This is a genomic window from Streptomyces sp. NPDC002536, from assembly GCF_053594995.1.
In genome coordinates this window covers 1-17,405 of sequence record NZ_JBSFWU010000132.1, presented here as the reverse complement: position 1 = coordinate 17,405, position 17,405 = coordinate 1, and the positions used below count along the sequence as shown (strand labels likewise).

General features: G+C 73.1%; 11 protein-coding genes. 2 read left to right on the top strand and 9 right to left on the bottom strand.

Features of this window, described 5'->3' with window-relative positions; genetic code table 11:
• Positions 1–115 precede the first annotated feature (115 nt).
• Together ACWD4B_RS31695 and ACWD4B_RS31690 are read right to left on the bottom strand one after the other, a co-directional pair.
• Positions 116–2,851: a BTAD domain-containing putative transcriptional regulator gene (locus tag ACWD4B_RS31695; protein WP_451423992.1), complete on the bottom strand. Its 2,736-nt coding sequence runs from the start codon at positions 2,849–2,851 to the stop codon at positions 116–118.
• Between the two features lie 270 nt (positions 2,852–3,121).
• Positions 3,122–4,627, bottom strand: a complete 1,506-nt coding sequence (locus ACWD4B_RS31690) for an FAD-binding oxidoreductase (RefSeq protein WP_451423991.1) — start codon at positions 4,625–4,627, stop codon at positions 3,122–3,124.
• A gap of 312 nt (positions 4,628–4,939) precedes the next feature.
• Between ACWD4B_RS31690 and ACWD4B_RS31685 the strand changes: the two genes are divergently transcribed.
• Positions 4,940–6,154: an IS701 family transposase gene (locus ACWD4B_RS31685; protein WP_451423990.1), complete on the top strand. Its 1,215-nt coding sequence runs from the start codon at positions 4,940–4,942 to the stop codon at positions 6,152–6,154.
• Between the two features lie 70 nt (positions 6,155–6,224).
• Here the strand turns inward: ACWD4B_RS31685 and ACWD4B_RS31680 are convergent, their stop codons facing one another.
• The 4 genes from ACWD4B_RS31680 to ACWD4B_RS31665 all read right to left on the bottom strand — a co-directional run bounded on the left by ACWD4B_RS31680 (position 6,225) and on the right by ACWD4B_RS31665 (position 11,882).
• Positions 6,225–8,150: a helix-turn-helix domain-containing protein gene (locus tag ACWD4B_RS31680; protein WP_451423989.1), complete on the bottom strand. Its 1,926-nt coding sequence runs from the start codon at positions 8,148–8,150 to the stop codon at positions 6,225–6,227.
• 193 nt (positions 8,151–8,343) lie between these two features.
• Positions 8,344–9,864: an FAD-binding oxidoreductase gene (locus tag ACWD4B_RS31675; RefSeq protein ID WP_451423988.1), complete on the bottom strand. Its 1,521-nt coding sequence runs from the start codon at positions 9,862–9,864 to the stop codon at positions 8,344–8,346.
• Between the two features lie 191 nt (positions 9,865–10,055).
• Entirely contained in the window at positions 10,056–11,246 is a 1,191-nt protein-coding gene (locus tag ACWD4B_RS31670) for an MFS transporter (protein ID WP_451423987.1), read from the bottom strand.
• A 189-nt stretch (positions 11,247–11,435) separates the two neighbouring features.
• The gene (locus tag ACWD4B_RS31665) at positions 11,436–11,882 is read right to left on the bottom strand and encodes a carboxymuconolactone decarboxylase family protein (protein ID WP_336410429.1); all 447 of its coding nucleotides are present in this window, start codon (positions 11,880–11,882) and stop codon (positions 11,436–11,438) included.
• Positions 11,883–11,941: 59 nt separating this feature from the next.
• Here ACWD4B_RS31665 and pdxR point away from each other — a divergent pair, with 59 nt between their 5' ends.
• A complete protein-coding gene (gene pdxR, locus ACWD4B_RS31660) occupies positions 11,942–13,360 on the top strand; it encodes a MocR-like pyridoxine biosynthesis transcription factor PdxR (protein ID WP_451423986.1) in 1,419 nt (472 codons plus the stop codon).
• Positions 13,361–13,488: 128 nt separating this feature from the next.
• Here pdxR and ACWD4B_RS31655 read toward each other — a convergent pair whose 3' ends face one another.
• The 3 genes from ACWD4B_RS31655 to ACWD4B_RS31645 all read right to left on the bottom strand — a co-directional run bounded on the left by ACWD4B_RS31655 (position 13,489) and on the right by ACWD4B_RS31645 (position 17,240).
• Positions 13,489–13,968 carry an RrF2 family transcriptional regulator gene (locus ACWD4B_RS31655; protein WP_390777148.1) on the bottom strand — a complete coding sequence of 160 codons (480 nt, stop codon included), beginning with the start codon at positions 13,966–13,968 and terminating at the stop codon, positions 13,489–13,491.
• A gap of 123 nt (positions 13,969–14,091) precedes the next feature.
• The gene (locus ACWD4B_RS31650) at positions 14,092–15,660 is read right to left on the bottom strand and encodes an FAD-dependent monooxygenase (protein ID WP_451423985.1); all 1,569 of its coding nucleotides are present in this window, start codon (positions 15,658–15,660) and stop codon (positions 14,092–14,094) included.
• On the bottom strand, positions 15,657–17,240 hold the full coding sequence (locus tag ACWD4B_RS31645; protein ID WP_451423984.1) for a class I adenylate-forming enzyme family protein: 1,584 nt from the start codon (positions 17,238–17,240) through the stop codon (positions 15,657–15,659). The genes ACWD4B_RS31650 and ACWD4B_RS31645 overlap by 4 nt, the downstream gene beginning before the upstream one ends.
• Positions 17,241–17,405: the final 165 nt, after the last annotated feature.

Below are 17,405 nucleotides of genomic sequence, written 5' to 3'. Positions count from 1 at the left end.
GCTTTCTCCGCTTGCCGTCCTGGAGGCGATTGACCTCGTGAAGATTGCCCAGGGGGATGCTGGGGCCGCTCCGGAACACTTGGAGTTCCCCGCGCCCCTTCGGGGCGCACCGCCCTCAGCCACGGTTTCCGAACTCCTCGTTCAGCAGTGCGCGCAGCGCCCCGGCTTCCGCCGCTCCCCGGCGCGCGAACAGTTCCTGCGCCTCGCGCAGATGTCCATGAGCCGGGCGTGGCTCGCCCAGGGCCAGTAGGGCTCGGCCCCTTGCCCAGAGGGCCAGGGCGCGGCAGTACGGCGCGCCCACCCCCGCTTCCAGCGTGAGCGCGCGCTCCGCGTCCGCGACCGCGTCACGGTGCAGGTGCTGGTCCAGGCGGCAGTGGGCCAGGCGGGCCCACAGGAGGGCCTCCTCGCGCGGGGTCGGCGTCAGTGCCAGCGCCTCGCGCAGGCGGTCCGTCGCCGTGGCGGTGCGGCCGGCGCGCAGGAGGGTGCGGCCGGATTCGGTGAGGGCGTGCACCAGTGCCGGCACATGGCCCAGCGCGCGGGCCTCCTCCGTCGCCCGGCCGATCGCCTCCACCGCCTCGTCGGTCCGGCCCAGTGCCGACAGCGCGCCCGCACGGTCGGCCAGTGCCTCGGCCGCGTGCGTCGGCGAGCCCTCCGCGCGGAACGCGTCCTCGGCCCGGGCCAGCAGTGGCAGGGCCTCCTCGGGGCGGCCCATGGCCAGGAGCAGGGCGCCGTGTTCGTGCGAGGCCAGGGTGACGATCAGCGGGTCCGTCCCGGCCGTCCGCAGGCTTTCGCGCAGTTCGGCCTCGGCGCGCTCGTACGTGTCCGGCCCGAAGTGCGGTGCGCCCAGGAGCCGCAGGGCGCGGGCGGTGCTGATGTCGTCGCCGTCCTTGCGGGCGCGTTCGAGGGCCTGCCGGGCGCAGGGTTCGAGGTCCGCGTGGAGCCCGGTGCCGACGAGGAGTTGGCCCCATGCCGTCAGCAGGTCCGTCGCCGCGCGGATGCCTCCGGGGACGTCCAGGCGCAGCACCTGGTCGACGGTGGCGAGCAGGTGGGGGTGGGCGTCGCGCAGCCAGGCGGCCGCGGCGGCCCGGTCGTGGAGGGGCTGCCCCGCCACGGAGGGGCGGCGCACGTGCCGGGGGACGGGGCTGTCCGGGCGGTTGTGCAGCAGTGCGTTCGCGGCGGTGGCCAGGTGGTGGTCCAGCAGGCGCAGCAGCGCGGCGTCGCGGACGGGCGGGCTGTCGGTGTGCTCGCTCTGCCGGCGGGCGAAGAGTTTCAGCAGGTCGTGGTGGCGGTGCCGGTCCGGGGCCAGGGGCTGCAACAGGCCTGCCCCGGCAAGGGAGTTCGCGAGCGCGGCCGCCGTCCCGGCATCGGTGTCCAGGACGGCGGCCGCCGTCGCCGTGTCGAAGGAGGGGGTGTCCGCCAGCGCCAGCAGCCGGAAGGCGCGGGCCTGTTCGGGGTCCAGGGCGTCGTACGCGGCCTGCAGGACGTCCCCGGTCCCGGCCGGCCGCGGCGCGGCTCCGGCCGCTATGCGCACGGTCAGCGGGAGTCCTGCGCAGGACTCCAGGACGCCGGGGGCGTCGGGGCACGGGCGGTCCGCGATCGTCTCCAGCAGGTGGAGGGCTTCCGCGCCGGTCAGCGGGGGCACGGGGATGCCCTCGTCGAGAGGGGCGCTGCTGGTGATCAGGGCGGTGCAGCCGGGGGAGTTGGGGAGAAGGGGGCGCAGCTGGTCATCGTCGCGGGCGTCGTCCAGGAGGACGAGGATGCGGCGGCCGTGCAACAGGGAGCGGTAGAGGGCCGTGCGGTGTTCCTCGCCTTCCGGGACGGCCTGTTCGTCGACGCCGAGCGCGTGCAGCAGCTGGGCCAGGGCGGTGGCCGTGTCGAGGGGGGAGGGGCCGGTGCCGCGCAGGTCCAGGTGGAGGCGGCCGTCGGGGTGGGCGTGCCGGAGGGTGTGGGCCGCGTGGACGGCCAGCGTGGTCTTGCCGACGCCCGCGGGGCCGGTGAGGGCGACGGGCGCGCGCACCGACGCGTCCTTGATGCGGGCGAGGAGTTCCTCGCGGCCCGTGAAGTCCCCTATGTCGGGCGGAAGTCCGTCGGGGGCGGCGCCCGCGGGCGTGCCGGGGGCCGGGGCCGAGAGGGCGCCGTCGCCCGCGAGGATCCGGTCGTGCAGGCCGGTGAGTCCGGGGCCCGGTTCCGGTGCCGCGTCGAAGACGGCCAAGGCCTCGGCCTGCCGTCCGCTGCGGTACAGCGCGAGCATGAGCAGGGCGCGTGAACGTTCGCGCAGGGGGTGTTCGGCGACCAGCGCGCGCAGGTCGGCGACGGTGTCGGCGTGCCCGCCCGCGGCGATGGCGCAGTCGAGCAGGTCCTCGCGGGCCGTGGCGTGGAGGTCGTCGAGGCGGGCGCGTTCCTGCTCGGCGTACGGGCCGGTGAGGCCGGCCAGGGCGGTGTTGCCCTCCCACAGGGCGAGGGCGGCGCCGAGCCGTTCCCGGGCGGTGGCGAGGTCGCCCGCCGCGCGGGCGGCGGAGGCCGCGGCGAGGTGCGCGGCGAAGACGGTGGCGTCGAGGGCCTCCGGGCCCACCCGTATGGACCAGGCGCCGCCCTCGGAGCGGAGGGCCTCCTGGCCGAGGGTGGCGCGGAGGCGGGACATGCAGGTGCGCAGGGTGCGGCCGGCGCCCTCGGGGAGTGTGTCGCCCCAGAGGGCGGCGGCGAGTTCGCGGGTGGTCGCGGGCCGGCCGCCGAGGAGGAGCACGGCGAGGACGGCGCGCTGGGAGGGGGAGCCGACGGGGAGGGGGTGGCCGTTGTGCTCGGCGCGTACGGGGCCGAGCACGTGGAAGCGGAGGCCGTCGTGCGGGTCCATGGGTGCCTCGCCCTAGGGGTGTCCGATGGGTCGGTGCGGGCCCTGCGGACTTCGCGCCCCGAAGGGGCGCGGGGAACTGCGCGACCGGCCACGACGCGCCCGCAGTCGAGGGTTTCGGGGCTTCGCCCCGGACCCCTGGGCTGCTGCGTCGGCTGCAGGCCGGCGGTGGTTGCTCGCGCAGTTCCCCGCGCCCCTGACGGGGCGCACCCCCTGCGTGTCCGGGATGCCCCGAAATGCACCTTACCGCGCGGGCGGGCAGCCCGCTCCGCGTCAGTCCACGCCCTGCGCGAAGCGGAAGAAGCCGTACGGGTCGTACGCCCGCTTCACCGCCGCAAGGCGCGGGTAGTTCCGGCCGTAGTACGCCTCGCGCCAGGAGCGCAGCGCCGGGTCCATGTAGTTCTGGTACGAGCCGCCGTTCGAGTACGGCGCGATCGCCCCGTAGCCGCGGTCCACCCAGGCCTGCGCCGCGTCGCGGGCGCCGTCCGGTGCCGTCAGGCCCAGCTGGTAGTCCGTCTCGAAGAGCACGTCCCGGTGGACGAACGCGGTCGCCTCCGGCGCCGGCGCGCCGGTCTCGCCGCCGTACGCGAAGAAGCCCAGGAGGCGGAACTGGCCCGGCCGGACGTCCGCCGCGAAGGCGGCCAGCGCCTCCGTGGTGGCCCGCCGGGCCCACGGGCGTGTGAAGAAGAGGTTCCGGCCGGTGACGAAGTGGTCGCGCGGCAGCTGTGCCTGGGGTGAGTAGCCGACCCGGTGGCACTGGTCCACCGTGCGGTCGGCGCAGCCGAAGACCCTCATCATCCCGGCGCGGTACGGGAGTTCGACCGTCTCCCGGCTCGCCGGCTGTGCGCCGGTCGCGGAGACCAGGCGGTTCAGCAGGGCGTCGGCCGCCGCCTGCGGGCCCGCGTACGTGCCGCTCACCTGGACCGCCGGCTCCGCGCCGGAATCCGTGTCCAGCTGGACCGTGAGCTCCGACGCCAGCTCCACCGGCGCCGTCGCGATCCACTGCTGCCACGCCTCGATCGCCTCCGGCGCGGCCCGCCACGGCAGGACGAGGGTGAAGACCACCATCGAGGGCAGCTGCGTCGGGCGCACCTCGTACTCCGTGACGATGCCGAAGTTCCCGCCGCCCCCGCCGCGCAGCGCCCAGAACAGGTCCGCGTTCTCGCGCTCCGAGGCGCACACCGTGCGGCCGTCCGCCAGGACGACCTGTGCCGAGACCAGACGGTCGCAGCCCATGCCGAACTTCCGTGCGTGCGGCCCGAGTCCGCCGCCCAGCAGCCAGCCCCCGGCGGCCACGGTCGGGCAGGTGCCGCCCGCGACCTGGATGCCGTGCCGGTCCAGCGCGGTCACCACGTCCACGCCCTGGCAGCCCGGGCCCAGCCGGACCGTGGAGCGGTCCACGCGCACCGAGTTCAGCCGGGACACGTCGACGACCAGGCCCGGGGTCGTCGAGTACCCCGCGAAGCTGTGGCCGCCGCTGCGGGCGGCGGTGGCCAGGCCGTGCTCCTGCGCGAAGCGGATGCACGCCTCGACCTCGGCGTTCGTCGTGCAGTACGCCACGGCCTGCGGGTTCACCGTGTCGTACTGGGCCAGTTGCAGCTGCTTGGCCACCGCGTACCCGGGGTCGGCCGGCAGCACCACGCGGCCGCCCAGCCGCTCGCGGAGCCGGGCCCACGGCACGGCGGGGGTGCCCGCGAAGGCGGTGGCGCCGAGCGCCGCGGCACCCGCCGCCAGGCTGCCGGCGGCGCCGGCCTTGACGATCGAACGTCTGCTGATCACTGGCAACTTTCCCGTCGTCCATGCCATTTCCGGCCACGATGCGGCCGTGTTCAGGCCGTTTCCGGGAGGAAGCTATGCAGTGGTTCCGCGGAACTCCAGATGCAATGCCGGTGCGGATCGTAGTCAGTCAAGTCGGCCGCGGAACACGGGAATCCGGTTCTTTGGCATGCTCCGCGATACCGGTGGTGGGACATCCACCACCGGGGCGGTGGGACAGGTGGCCGGGACACCTGGGCAACGGATGGTCACTGATGGCAGTGTTTCGGGTGTCACCTTCGAGCCGCTTGCCGATCAGCCGAGACAGGAATTGCAATGAGCAGTGTTGCCCTGTATCCCGACGATGTCAGAGCACCGGAGTATGCGGGAGCCTACGACGCCGTACTCGTCGAATTGTGTTCCGAACTGTTCGCGTCCCTGCCGAGAAGCGACCAGCGCCGCAAGGGACTCGAATATCTGCGGGGGCTGCTCGGCGGACACGGACGGAAATCGATCCGCAATATCGCCGCCATCATCGGCGGCCAGGCCACCGAACAAGGAATGCACCATTTCATCTCCAGCTCCATATGGGACTGGAACCCGGTGCGCCGGGCACTCGTCCGGCATCTGCTGCGCAGCGCGCCGCCACAGGCGTGGGTGGTGCGTCCGATGGTGATCCCCAAGGGCGGACAGCATTCCGTCGGAGTGGACCGGAAGTTCTTCCCCGCACTGGGACAGGTGCTCAACGCCCAGCAGGCGATGGGCGTGTGGGCCGTCTCCGAGGAGATGGCCGCGCCCGTCAACTGGCGGCTGCACCTCTCGGAGGACTGGCTGCAGGACGACGCACGCCGCGCCCGGGCCGCCATCCCCGACTGCGCCCGCCCCGAGACGCTGGGCGACTGCGCCGCCTCGGCCTTCCTGGAGACGGCGGGCTGGGGAGTGCCGGTGCGGCCCGTGGTGGTGGACGCGCCCGAGGCCGACACCTGGGCCGTGGTGCGGCGGCTGCGGGCGGCCGGGGTGCCGTGGCTGGTCAGGATCGGCAGCACGTTCCGGCTCACCGCCGCCGATCCGGCGCTGCCGGGGTGCCGGACGGAGGGCGTGACCGCGCACCAGATCATGACGGCGGCCGCCGGGATGCGGCGGCCGGTCCTGTGGTCGGACCACGACCCCGCGGAGACCCTGCGGACCAGCCTGGCGGCCGGCGTCCGGGTGCGGATGCCGGCGCGTGGCGTCCGGACGGTGCCGCCCGTGCGGCGGCCCGGGATCGGGGATCTGCGGCTGCTCGGTGAATGGGAGCAGGGACAGTCCTCGCCCGGTGAGCTGTGGCTCACGGACATGACCGCCCTGCATCCGGTCGCCCTGATGCAGCTCGGCAAGACGACGCGGCGGGTCGACCGGGACTTTGCGGAGATCGCCGACCAGGTCGGGATGCGGGACTACACCGGGCGCTCCTTCAAGGGGTGGCATCGGCATGTGACGTTGGCGTCGGCTGCCCATGCCGTTGCCGCCTTGGGGCGGGGCACCGGGGCGCGGAGCCTTGCGGTTGGGTGAGGCCGGTTTGCGGGTGCGGGTTGTTTTTGGCTGATCGCGCAGTTCCCCGCGCCCCTATCGGGGCGCGGGCTCAGCCTGAGGCCAAGGGTGGGCGGCGGTCTTTCAGGACGTGTTGGATTCGGGACAGGCGCAGTGCCAGTTGGATCTCGAAAGCGCGTTCCGGCTGTTGCCAGTTCGTTCCCAGGAGGTCGCCGATGCGTTCCAGGCGGCGGCCCACCGTGTTGGGGTGGACGTGCAGGCGTTCTGCGGTGCGGTTGATGCTGCCGCCTGCGTCGAAGTACGCGTCCAAGGTGCGCGTGAACTCCGTGTAGCGCTGGGTGTCGTAGGCGACCAGTGGCCCGATCATCGAGCGGATGAACCCCTCGACGTCGTGGGTGTCGGACAACAGCACGCCCAGGAAGCCGTGTTCGCCGGACGACGTGAAGCCGCCCGTGGCGCCCAGCGCGATCATCGCCTCCAGGCAGCGCAGGGCCTCCTGGAAGGCGGCCGGGACCCCGGCCGGCGAGGTGACGGGGCCGGAGGCGCAGACGGTCACCGGCCGTTCCAGCAGCGGGGTCAGGCCGTGCGAGACCTGTTCCGCGGCGGCCGTCGCATCGGTGCCGGGCAGCAGGAGGACGGCGCAGCCGGCGTGCATGCTCTTCAGGCCGTTCATGCGGCGTGCGTACGAGGACGCCCAGATGGCCGTCCGGTTGTCCGGGGCCTCGCCCTCCGGGCGGGCGACGACGACCACGTGCGGCCGGGTCAGGTCGATGCCCAGCCGGGCGGCGCGTTCCTCGAACCGGCCCGCCGGGCGCTGCGGGCTGGTCAGCAGGTCGTCCAGCAGCCAGTCCCGGTCGTGGCCGGAGGCCGAGGGTGCGGTGGTGTGCTGCAGGAGCAGCAGGGCGGCGACGGTCTGGGCGGTCAGGGAGAGCAGCCGGTCGTCCCCGTCGGCGAGCGGCCGGACGGGGTGCAGCAGGAGCGTGCCGAGGTCCCTGTCGCCCGCGCGGAGGGGGGCCGCCCACAGGCCGCAGTCCAGCAGGATCGGCTCGCGCAGGGCGTGGGCGTCGACCATGGCGCGCAGCGTGTCGGCCTCGGACTCGGCGGGCATCCCGTCCGTGCCGGCCAGGATCCCGCCGTCGGGCGCATGGACGCGCAGGGCGCCGCGCAGGTGCCGGCCCGCCTCGTGGAGCAGGGCGTCCAGGCCGCCCCCGTCCAGCACGACGGACATCAGCCTGCCGTGCGCGGCGGCGGTCTCCGCCGCGGTACGCACCTCGTCCCGGCGCCCCTCCGCGCCGGAGAGGCAGTCGGCGGCGCGCTCCAGCATGCGGGTCTTCTCGATGGTGACGCCGGCGAGTTCGGCGAGGGACGTCATGAGCGACACTTCGGCGGACGTGAACCAGCGTGCGCTGCGGCCCGCCACATACAGCGTGCCGAACGGGCGGGCGCCGTCGGTGAGGGGGATCGCGACGACGGCGTGAATTCCCTCGGATTCCATCAGGGAATCGAGCGCGTAGCTGTGGGCGAGTCTTTCGTCGGTGGCGAAATCGGGGGTCCAGAAAGGGGCGTTGCCACCGCTCATCGCGGGGTCGTCGGGAATGCGGAGCCCGGTGCGGAGCGCCGTGGTGTGGCCGTCGCAGGCGCTGACGGTGACGGTGCCCGCATCGCGGCCGAAAGTGGTGATCCAGGCGACGTCGAGATCGAAGAGCTGGCGGGCCTTGAGGGCGAGCACGGACAGCAGGGAAGGCACGTCGAAGACGGTGGCGATGCCCTTTCCCGCCTCGATGAAAGCGGTGAGCCGGGCCTCCTTGCGCTGTCTTCGTTCCGCCTGTGCATAGACGGCGAGGCCGAGCCGTTTCGCCGTTTCGAGTAAAGCGAGGTCGGCTTCGCCCATGCCCTGTCGGCGGGCGTCGTCGACCAGTGACTCGAAGTGGCTTATCGGTGCCTCGGCTGCCAGCAATTCCAGGACGGTGAGCGCAGTGGCACCGGCCTTCCTTCCCTGCGACACAATGCTTCCCATGTGCCCCCCCTATGGTGCAGCGCAAAGAACGTTCGGCGTACGTGTCGGAAGCTACGCATCGAGTAATGTCCGAGTCAACGGGCACTCAAGTCTCTTGGTGCAAAGCACAGATGGCGGGAGCATGCAACGGAGACCGCGCCCGGAGCGGAGTAATTCCGTCCGGACACGGTCGTCACTGCTGCAGCCGTCCGGGTCAGGACGGGCGCACGGAGAGCGGGTGCCGGAACACCTCCGTGGGGTCGTACGCCGTCTTCACGGCCTGCAGGCGGCGGTAGTTGTCCTTGAAGTACAGCGCGTGCCACGGCGCGCCCGAGGTGTTCTGCGCGGGGTCGGCGGTGTCGACGTCAGCGAAGTTGATGAAACAGCCGTCCGCGTTCCCGCCCGGGACGGGGGTGGGGACGCCGCCGGTCTTGGCGAAGACCGCGCCGTAGCAGCGCCGCATCCAGCCGAGGGCGGGCTCGTCGAGCGCCGGGTCCTGCCACGTGCTCATGAAGAGCACCTTCAGGACCGTGTCGCGCTGGGCCGCGGCGGTGGCGTCCGGCGCGACGGCGGCCGTGCGGCCGCCGAAGGAGTCCAGGGCCACGAGGCTGCTGTCGTGGACGGCGTCCGCGTCGTCGAGGAAGTCGTACAGCGCGTCGGCCTGGTCGTCCGTGAACGCCCCCAGCAGATTGGCCGACTTGACCTTCTGGCGGCCGATCTCGGCGTCCTGCGCGTCGGAGAGCGCCTTCTTGGAGGCGAGCCACGGCACGGTCTCGGCGGGCAGGACGACGGGGGAGAGCGCGCCGTCCCCGGTCACCTCGTCCAGGAAGTCCTGCAGCAGCTGCGCGGCGTCCGGGCGGTCCGCCTCGACGTGGGTGACGAGGACGGCACCCATGTCCTGCCCCTCCTCGGGCCGCGGCCGCTGCCGGCCGAGCAGCACCAGGCTGGCGAAGAGGTGGACGTAGGGCGAGCCGGGCGCGCTGTTGCGCTCGTGCCAGCGGCCGTAGGCGCCGACGAGCGTGCGGAACGCGGGCTTGTCGAGGGCGGCGCGCGGGAACAGCACGGTGCTGGTGAGCATCTCGGCGGACGGGCGCGGGAGCAGCTGCTCCGGGTCGGTGCCGGTGGCGTCCGGGCTGCGGAACCAGTACCGGGTGACGATGCCGAAGCTGCCGCCGCCCCCGCCGGTGTGGGCCCACCACAGGTCGTGGTGGGGGTCGTCCGCGTCGCGGGTGGCGACGACGGCCCTGGCCCCGCCGGTGGCCGCGTCCGGCACGACGACCTCCAGGGCGTGCAGGTGGTCGACGATCAGCCCGTGCCGGCGGTTGAGGGACCCGTAGCCGCCGCCCTGGACGTGCCCGCCGAGGCCGACGGTGGCGCTGTTGCCGGCCGGGACGGCGACGCCCCAGCCCTCGTACAGCGTGCGGTAGACGTCGTCGAGGCGGGCGCCCGCCTCGACCATGAAGGCGTTGCGCTCGGCGTCGAAGGCGACGGCGGTCATCTCGCCCAGGTCGACGACGAGTCGGGTGCCGGGGGCGCCGCTGAAGTTCTCGTACCCGTGGCCGCCGCTGCGGACCGCTATGCGCCTGTTGCTGCGCAGGGCCTCGGTGACGGCCTCGGTGACGTCGGCCGTCGACGTGCAGACGTGGAACGCCTCGGGGTTCGCGGTGAACCGCTTGTTGTTGCCGCGGGTGGTGAGGGCGGCGTAGCGGGGGTCGCCGGGGGTGATGGCGGTCACGGGCAGCCTTTCTCGGGTGGAGGCTCACCCACCCGCGTCATGTCGTTGCGGGGTAATCGGGTGGGCGGGCGGGGAACGGGGGTCTGGGGGCGGAGCCCCCTGGGGGTACCTCCCAGCGTTAGCTGGGGGAGAGACGGCGGGAAGGGAGACCGTCCCCTGCGCCCCGGGGGAGTGGGCGCAGGGGACGGGGTTCAGGTGGTCTTGCGGGGCCCTGCCACTGCAAGCGTGAGCGCAGCGAGCACCGCTCCGATCCAGAGCACGCTCGTCATGGCGACGTTGTCGAAGGCGAGGCCGCCGGCCAACGCGCCCAGGGCGATGGAGAAGTTGAACATCGACACGTAGAGCGAGGAGGCGGCCTCCGTGGCCTCGGGGGCGGCCTGGAGGATCCACGTCTGGAGGCTCACGGGGACGGCTCCGTAGCCGAGGCCCCACAGGATCAGCAGGACGATGCCCACGGCCATGCCGCCGCCGCCCACCAGGGCGAACAGCACCATCGCGGCCGTCAGTACGACGGAGATGACCAGCACGATCCGCCGTACGTGCTGCGCAACGCGCGCTCCGGCGAGGAAGTTGCCCGTGATGCCGGCGACTCCGAAGATCAGCAGCATCATGCTGACCTTGCTGCCGTCCACGCCCGCGTCCTGCAGGATCGGGCGGACGAACGTGTAGGCCACGAAGTGGCCCGTCACCAGCAGGAAGGTGATCACGATCCCGGTCCGCACGCCGCGGTTCCGCCGGAAGACGCGCGGCAGTTCGGCGAAGGTGAGGGACTCGTCGGCGGGCAGCGGCGGCAGCAGCAGGACCATGCAGCAGAGCGCGGTCAGGCCGAGGGCGCCGACGGCCGCGAAGGCCGTGCGCCAGTCGCTGAGGTCCCCGATCAGGGTGCCGGTCGGCACGCCCAGGACGGAGGCGGTCTCGACGCCGCCGAAGATGATGGCCATGGCCCGGCCGACATGCTCCTCGGGCACCAGGCGCAGGGCGATGCCGCCCGCGATGGCCCAGAAGCCGCCGACGGCTATGCCGATGAGGAAACGGGCGACGAGGACGATCGCGAAGTCCTCGGCGAAGGCGGAGGCGAGGTTGGCGACGCCGACCAGGCCGACGAGGACGCCGAGGACGATCCGGCGGTCGATGCGGCCGGTCGCGACGGTCACGACCGGCGCGGAGAGCGCGGCGACCAGGCCGGGCACCGTCACCATGAGGCCGGCGGTGCCGTCCGAGACGTGCAGGGCTTCGCCGACCGGGGTGAGCAGGCCGACGGGGAGGAGCTCGGAGGTCATCAGGCTGAAGATGCCGAGCGTCACGGCTGCGACGGCCAGCCAGCCCCTGAGCGGGGCTCTTCGGGGCTCCCCGGTGGTTATCGGGGTGTCCGTAGTGGTCATGTGCGGGCTCCCTTGGGTTGCTGTCCTGGGGCTCCGCCCCAGACCCCGGTTCTTCGCCCGCCCGCCCGCCCGATTACCCCGAACCTGACAGGTTCGCTGTGTGGTTCCGGGCAATCGGCTGGGGGCACCTCCCAGCGGTAGCTGGGGGAGGGCGGGAAATGGGGGTCTGGGGCGGAGCCCCCAGACTCGTCACTCGGTTCCGGGGATCTTCCGGGTCGACACCGCGATGCGGTTCCACGCGTTGATCGTGAAGATCAGCGCGATCAGCTGCGCCAGCTCCGACTCCTCGAAGTGCCGCGCCGCCTCCTCGTACACCGCGTCCGGGACGAAGCCGTCCGTCAGGACGGTGATCGCCTCGGTGAGGGCGAGGGCGGCCTGCTCCTTCTCGGTGTAGAGGCCGGCCTCGCGCCACGCGTTCAGCTGGTAGATGCGCTCCTCGCTCTCGCCCGCCTTGCGGGCGTCCTTGGTGTGCATGTCGAGGCAGTACGCACAGTGGTTGACCTGGGAGGCGCGGATCTGGACGAGCTCGACGAGGGTGGGGTCGAGGTCGGCGCGGGCGGCCGCGTCCAGGGCGATCATCGCCTTGAAGACCTTGGGGGCGGCCTTGGTGAAGTTCATTCGCTGAGCAGCAGTCATGTTGTAGACCCTAGGAGGACAATCGCCCGTGTCTGTGGTGCAATTCCGGGGTGAAATCGATGGTCAATCCGCAAGGTGACCCCGGTGACGCGCCGGGCAGTGACCTGCATCTGGAACTGCCCGCAGGGCCCGGCAGCCGGCGCGGTGCGCTGATGGCGGCGCTGCGCGAGGCGATACGCACCGGCCGGCTCGCCCCGGGCACCCGGCTGCCGCCGTACCGTTCGCTCGCCGCCGACCTCGGCCTCGCCCGCAACACGGTGGCCGAGGCCTACGCCGAGCTCGTCGCCGAAGGGTGGCTGACGGCCCGTCAGGGCTCGGGCACGCAGGTCGCCCGGCGCGCGCAGCCGCCGAACGGCGACACCCCGCGCCGCCCCACCACCCCCAACCGCTCGTCCCGGCCCGCCTACAACCTGGTGCAAGGCACCCCGGACGCCTCCGCCTTCCCGCGCACCGCCTGGCTCGCCTCCGCGCGGCGCGCACTCACCGCGGCCCCCAACGACGCCTTCGGGCCCGGCGATCCGCGCGGGCGCATCGAGCTGCGGCGTGCCGTGGCCGAGTACCTCGCCCGCGCCCGCGGCGTGCGCGCGGACCCCGCCCGGATCGTCATCTGCTCCGGTTTCGCCGGGGCGTTGCGCCTGCTCGGTGAGGTGCGCAGCGGCACCGTCGCCGTGGAGGCGTACGGCCTGGGCCACTACCGCTCCCTGCTCGCCGACGCCGGGCTGCGCACCGTCTCGCTGCCGGTGGACGCGCACGGCGCCTGTGTGGAGAGGCTCGGCGGGATGCGCGCACAGACCGTGCTGCTGACCCCGGCCCACCAGTTCCCCACGGGCGGCCCGCTGCACCCGGAGCGGCGTGCGGCGGTCGTGGACTGGGCGCGGGCGGGCGGCGGTCTGGTGCTGGAGGACGACTACGACGGGGAGTTCCGCTACGACCGCCAGCCGGTGGGCGCCGTGCAGGGTCTCGACCCGGAACGCGTGGTCTACATCGGCTCCGTCAGCAAGAGCCTCTCGCCCGCGCTGCGGCTGGGCTGGATGGTGCTGCCGGGGCACCTCGTGGACGACGTGGTCGCGGCGAAGGGCGACCGGGAGATGTTCGCGAGCGCCCTGGAGCAGCTGACCCTCGCGGACTTCGTCGAATCGGGCTCGTACGACCGCCACGTGCGCCGGATGCGCCGGCACTACCGGCGCCGCCGCGACCAGCTGATCGCGGTCCTCGCCGAGCGCGCCCCGCACGTGCGGGTCACGGGCATCGCGGCCGGGCTGCACGCGGTGCTCGAACTGCCGCCCGGCACCGAGCAGTCCGTGGTGCAGGCCGCCGCCTGGCAGGGGCTGGCCCTGGAGGGGCTCGGCCTGTACCGGCACGACACGGGCGGGGCGGGGCCCTCCGACGGGCTGGTCGTCGGCTACGGCACGCCGCCGGAACACGCCTTCGCGGGGGCCCTGGAGGCGTTGTGCGGGGCGCTGCCTCCGGCTCCGTAAGGACGTTGGGCTCGCCCCGTCATCTGCGGGCGCGTCGTGGCCGGTCGCGCAGTTCCCCGCGCCCCTTCGGGGCGCTGCAGGATCCGCCGGACAGGCCCTGGCGCGACCACAATGAACGCAATTGGCGATCATTGGGCGAGGAACCATTCGCGCGTGCGCTCCGGTATGCCGGGCGAGCTGCGGGTCACGGTGTGCTGGAGGTCGGTGAGCGTCCTGGCGGCGAGCTGGCGCCGCCAGGCCAGCTCGGCCTCCCGCATGTACCGGGAGACGTGGCAGGGGTGGTCGCCGGCCTGCGAGATCTGGCTCTGGGGTCCGCGGTGGCGGATCTCGGAACAGCGGAACGCCTTCTCCGGGCCCTCGATGGCGGTCACGATGTCCATCAGCGTGATGGTCCCGGGCTCGCGCGCCAGCCGGAAGCCGCCCCGCGGGCCGGGACTGGAGCTGACCACCCCGGCATGGGCCAGCGCCTGCAGCTGTTTGCCGAGGTAGGCCGGGGGAAGGTCGTAGAACGCGGCGAGCCGCGCCGCGGTCACCGCCCGTTCCGGGCCGACCCAGGCCAGGTTGAGGCAGGTGTGCAAGGCCCATTCCACGCCCTCGCTCATTCGCATGAACTGGATGCTATAGACGGGTAATTGGTCATGCAAAATACTTGTACATGCTTCTACCTCAGAGGCAACCCCCACATGGGAGGAAGGCCCCTGAGGTAGTGGGAAATGTCGGGCCGCCGCCGCTCAGCGCGCGAGGACGGTGCCTAGCTCGGTTTCCAGCCGATTCAGGTCGTTCTTGTGCCCGTGTGCTGCGATATGTCCGTCCGGACGGACGAGGTAATAGCCTTCTTTGCCGCAACCCGTCGCCGCGTCCGCGGACTTGGGCAGATGCACGACGGCTATTTGCGGCCAACGGGCCGCGATATGGCCGATTTCCGTCAGCCAGGCGCTGCCGGCCGCCGGTGCCCGGAGGGCGAGCGTCCAGCGCGGCGGGCCGTCCTGCGGTCCGGCGATGCCGGACGCGACCGCGGCCTGCCGCGGGAACGTGCCGCCGACGCGGGCCCCGCCGGACAGCCGCCCGCGCAGCCGGCACACCGCCCGGCCGCCGGGCAGCTGCGTGTCCCGCTCCGGCGCGTAGGCCAGCCGCCGCCCGGCCATGACCGGGGTGTAGAAGCGGGAGACGGCCCCCGTGCGGTCCAGCAGCCGGAAGGCCGCGTCCCGGGCCAGCACCCGGCCCTGGCTGTCCGCCATCCAGGCCCGGGTCTGCACGTCCGTGTCCCGGACGATCTTCCGGGTGGCCTCGGAGCGCTCCGGACCGTAGCCGTCGAGCAGCGACGCGGGGGACTCTCCGCGGATCACGGCGGCCAGCTTCCAGCCCAGGTTGTGGGCGTCCTGCAGGCCGTTGTTCATCCCCTGCCCGCCCGCCGGGCTGTGCACGTGCGCCGCGTCGCCCATGAGGAACACCCGGCCCCGCCGGAACTCCGTGGCCCGCCGTGCGTGCACCCGGAACTCCGTCTGCCACACCGGCTCGGTGAGCCGCACCCCGCGCGGCCCGCGCTCGTCGACCAGCGCCTGCATCATCGGCACGCCCACCTCGCCGCCGCCCTCGGGCATGACGGACAGGAAGCGGTGGACGCCGTCCGGCTGCGGCACGATCACCAACGTGCCCGTCGGCGCCTGGTAGTAGAGGATCTCGTCCCGCGGCAGCCGGCCCTCGATGCGGGAGTCGACGAGCGCGAAGGCCATCTCGTACGTCGTCCCCTGGAAGCCGATGCCCAGCTGCCCGCGCACCGAGCTGCCCGCCCCGTCCGCGCCGATCACGAACGGCACCCGCACCCGCTCCAGCACGCCGCCGGCGTGCTCCAGCACCGCGGTGACGCCGTCCGTCGCCTCGATGCGGCCGGAGAAGTCCACGTCGTCCAGGGCCAGCAGCCGCACACCCCGCTCGATCTTGCCGCCCAGCGAGCACAGCCGCCGGGTGAGGATCCGCTCGGTCTCCGGCTGCGGCAGCTGGCGCGCCCGCAGGTCCTCGGCGAAGGAGAACGAGGCCAGCGGGCGCCGTTCGGAGAAGTAGCTGAACGCCCGGATCGGCACGGAGGCCCGGCGGATCTCGTCGGCGACGCCCAGGTCCTCCAGGATGTCGAGCACCCGCGGCCACAGCGACAGCGCCTTGGGCACCCGCATCGGCTCCGTCGCCCGGTCGACCACGCGGACGCGCACGCCGCGCCGCAGCAGCTCGCAGGCGGCGAGCAGGCCGGTCGGCCCGGCGCCGACGACGAGCACGTCGACGTCGGTCACGTCGGCGTCGGTCACGAGCTCTGCCCCTTGCTCAGCTGCTCGTGCAGGCGCCGGGTCAGCTCGATGCGCTGGACCTTCATGGTGGCCGTGCGCGGCAGCTCGTCCAGCGTGAGGTGGACGGGGTCCGCCATGGGCGGGAAGTCGGCCACGGCCTCGCGCCAGCGCGCCGGGTCCAGCGGCAGGTCCTTGCGGGTGCACACGACCGGGAGCGGCTCGTCCTGCGGACCGCGCAGCACCACCAGCTCGGTCAGCTCGTCCAGCCGGTCCAGGACGGTGTCCTCGACCTCCAGGGTGCTGTGGATCGTCGGGACGACGTCCACCTCGCGGTCGAGCAGGTGCAGACAGCCCTCCTCGGTCCGGTAGCCGACGTCCATGCCGCGCCACCAGCCGCCCTCCTCGACCTGGCCCGCGTAGCGCTCGCCCTCGCCGTAGTAGGTGAGCACCCGGCCCGCGGCCTGCACCTCGATGTAGCCGGGGTGCTCGCGCGACGGCTCCTTGCCGCCCCGGGCGACCAGGCGGAACTTGGTGTCGCCGGGGAACGCGTACCCCTGGCAGCGGCCGTCGCCGCCCAGCGCGGTCTCGCGGGTGAAGGCGCGGCCGACCAGCGGGCCCGTCTCGCTCTGCCCGTAGATCTGGTAGAAGACCGGGTGGTGCCGCTCCGAGGCGTGCAGCAGGCGGTGCATCGTGCTCGGGTGGATCGCGTCGAACGTGCTGCTGTAGTACTTCACGTTCGCGAACGGCTTGCGCGGGTCGTCCGCCAAGTCCTCCCACTCCATGAAGGAGTTGGGCGCCGACTCGACGAATGCCGGCCGGTGCTCGGCGAAGAACGCGGCCACGTGGTCCGGCTCGGCATCGTCCATGACGAGGAACGGGACGCCGCGCGGCAGCAGTACCGCCAGCGCCAGCGGCATCCGCGAGTGCACGTAGGACACGTGCAGGGCGACCGTCTCGTGGCGCCGGACCAGGTCGAAGAGCTTCGCCTGCGGCCGGTAACGGCCGTGCAGCGTGCGGGGCGTGTGCACCAGCAGCTTGGGCAGGCCCGTGGTGCCCGAGGTGTGCGTGATGAGGGCGGGCTCGTCCAGCTCCTGGACGACGGCCTCCACGCGGGGCGCACCGGCCAGCTCGGCGAGCGAGACGGTGCCGGGACGGGACCCGGCCACGATGATCACGCCCTTGGCGACATTGGGCAGTTGCGGGTCGCTGAGCGGTCCGTCGAGCTTGGCCAGGTCGGTCACCAGGTACGGCTGCTCCAGCCGGTCCAGCAGGGCCAGCACGCTCGCCCCGTCCAGGCCGGGCGAGAGCTGCACGGGGACGGCGCCGATGCGGGCGGCGGCGCAGGACAGCACGTTGATGTCGAAGCCGGACGACTTGTGGATCGCGACCCGCTCCGCGGGGCGCACGCCTGCGGCCCACAGCCGGGCCGCGACGTCGTCGATGTGGTCGGCGAACGCGGCGAACGTGAACTGCCGCCCGGCGCCGGGCAGAAGCGGCATGTCGTGGTCGAGGGTGATGAGGGTGTCGCCGTGTTCGGCCGCGGCACGCTCGGCGACGAGGCCCATCCGTATGCCGGTGTCGCTTGCCGTGATGGGCAGCATGGGTTTGCTCCTTTTCGGGTGCGGGTTGTGTATGGCTGGTCGCGCAGTTCCCCGCGCCCCTTCGGGGGCGCGGCCGTTTTTCGGGTGCGGGTTTGTCGTGGCTGGTCGCGCAGTTCCCCGCGCCCCTTCGGGGCACGAACCGCGCCCCTGACGGGGCGCGGTTCG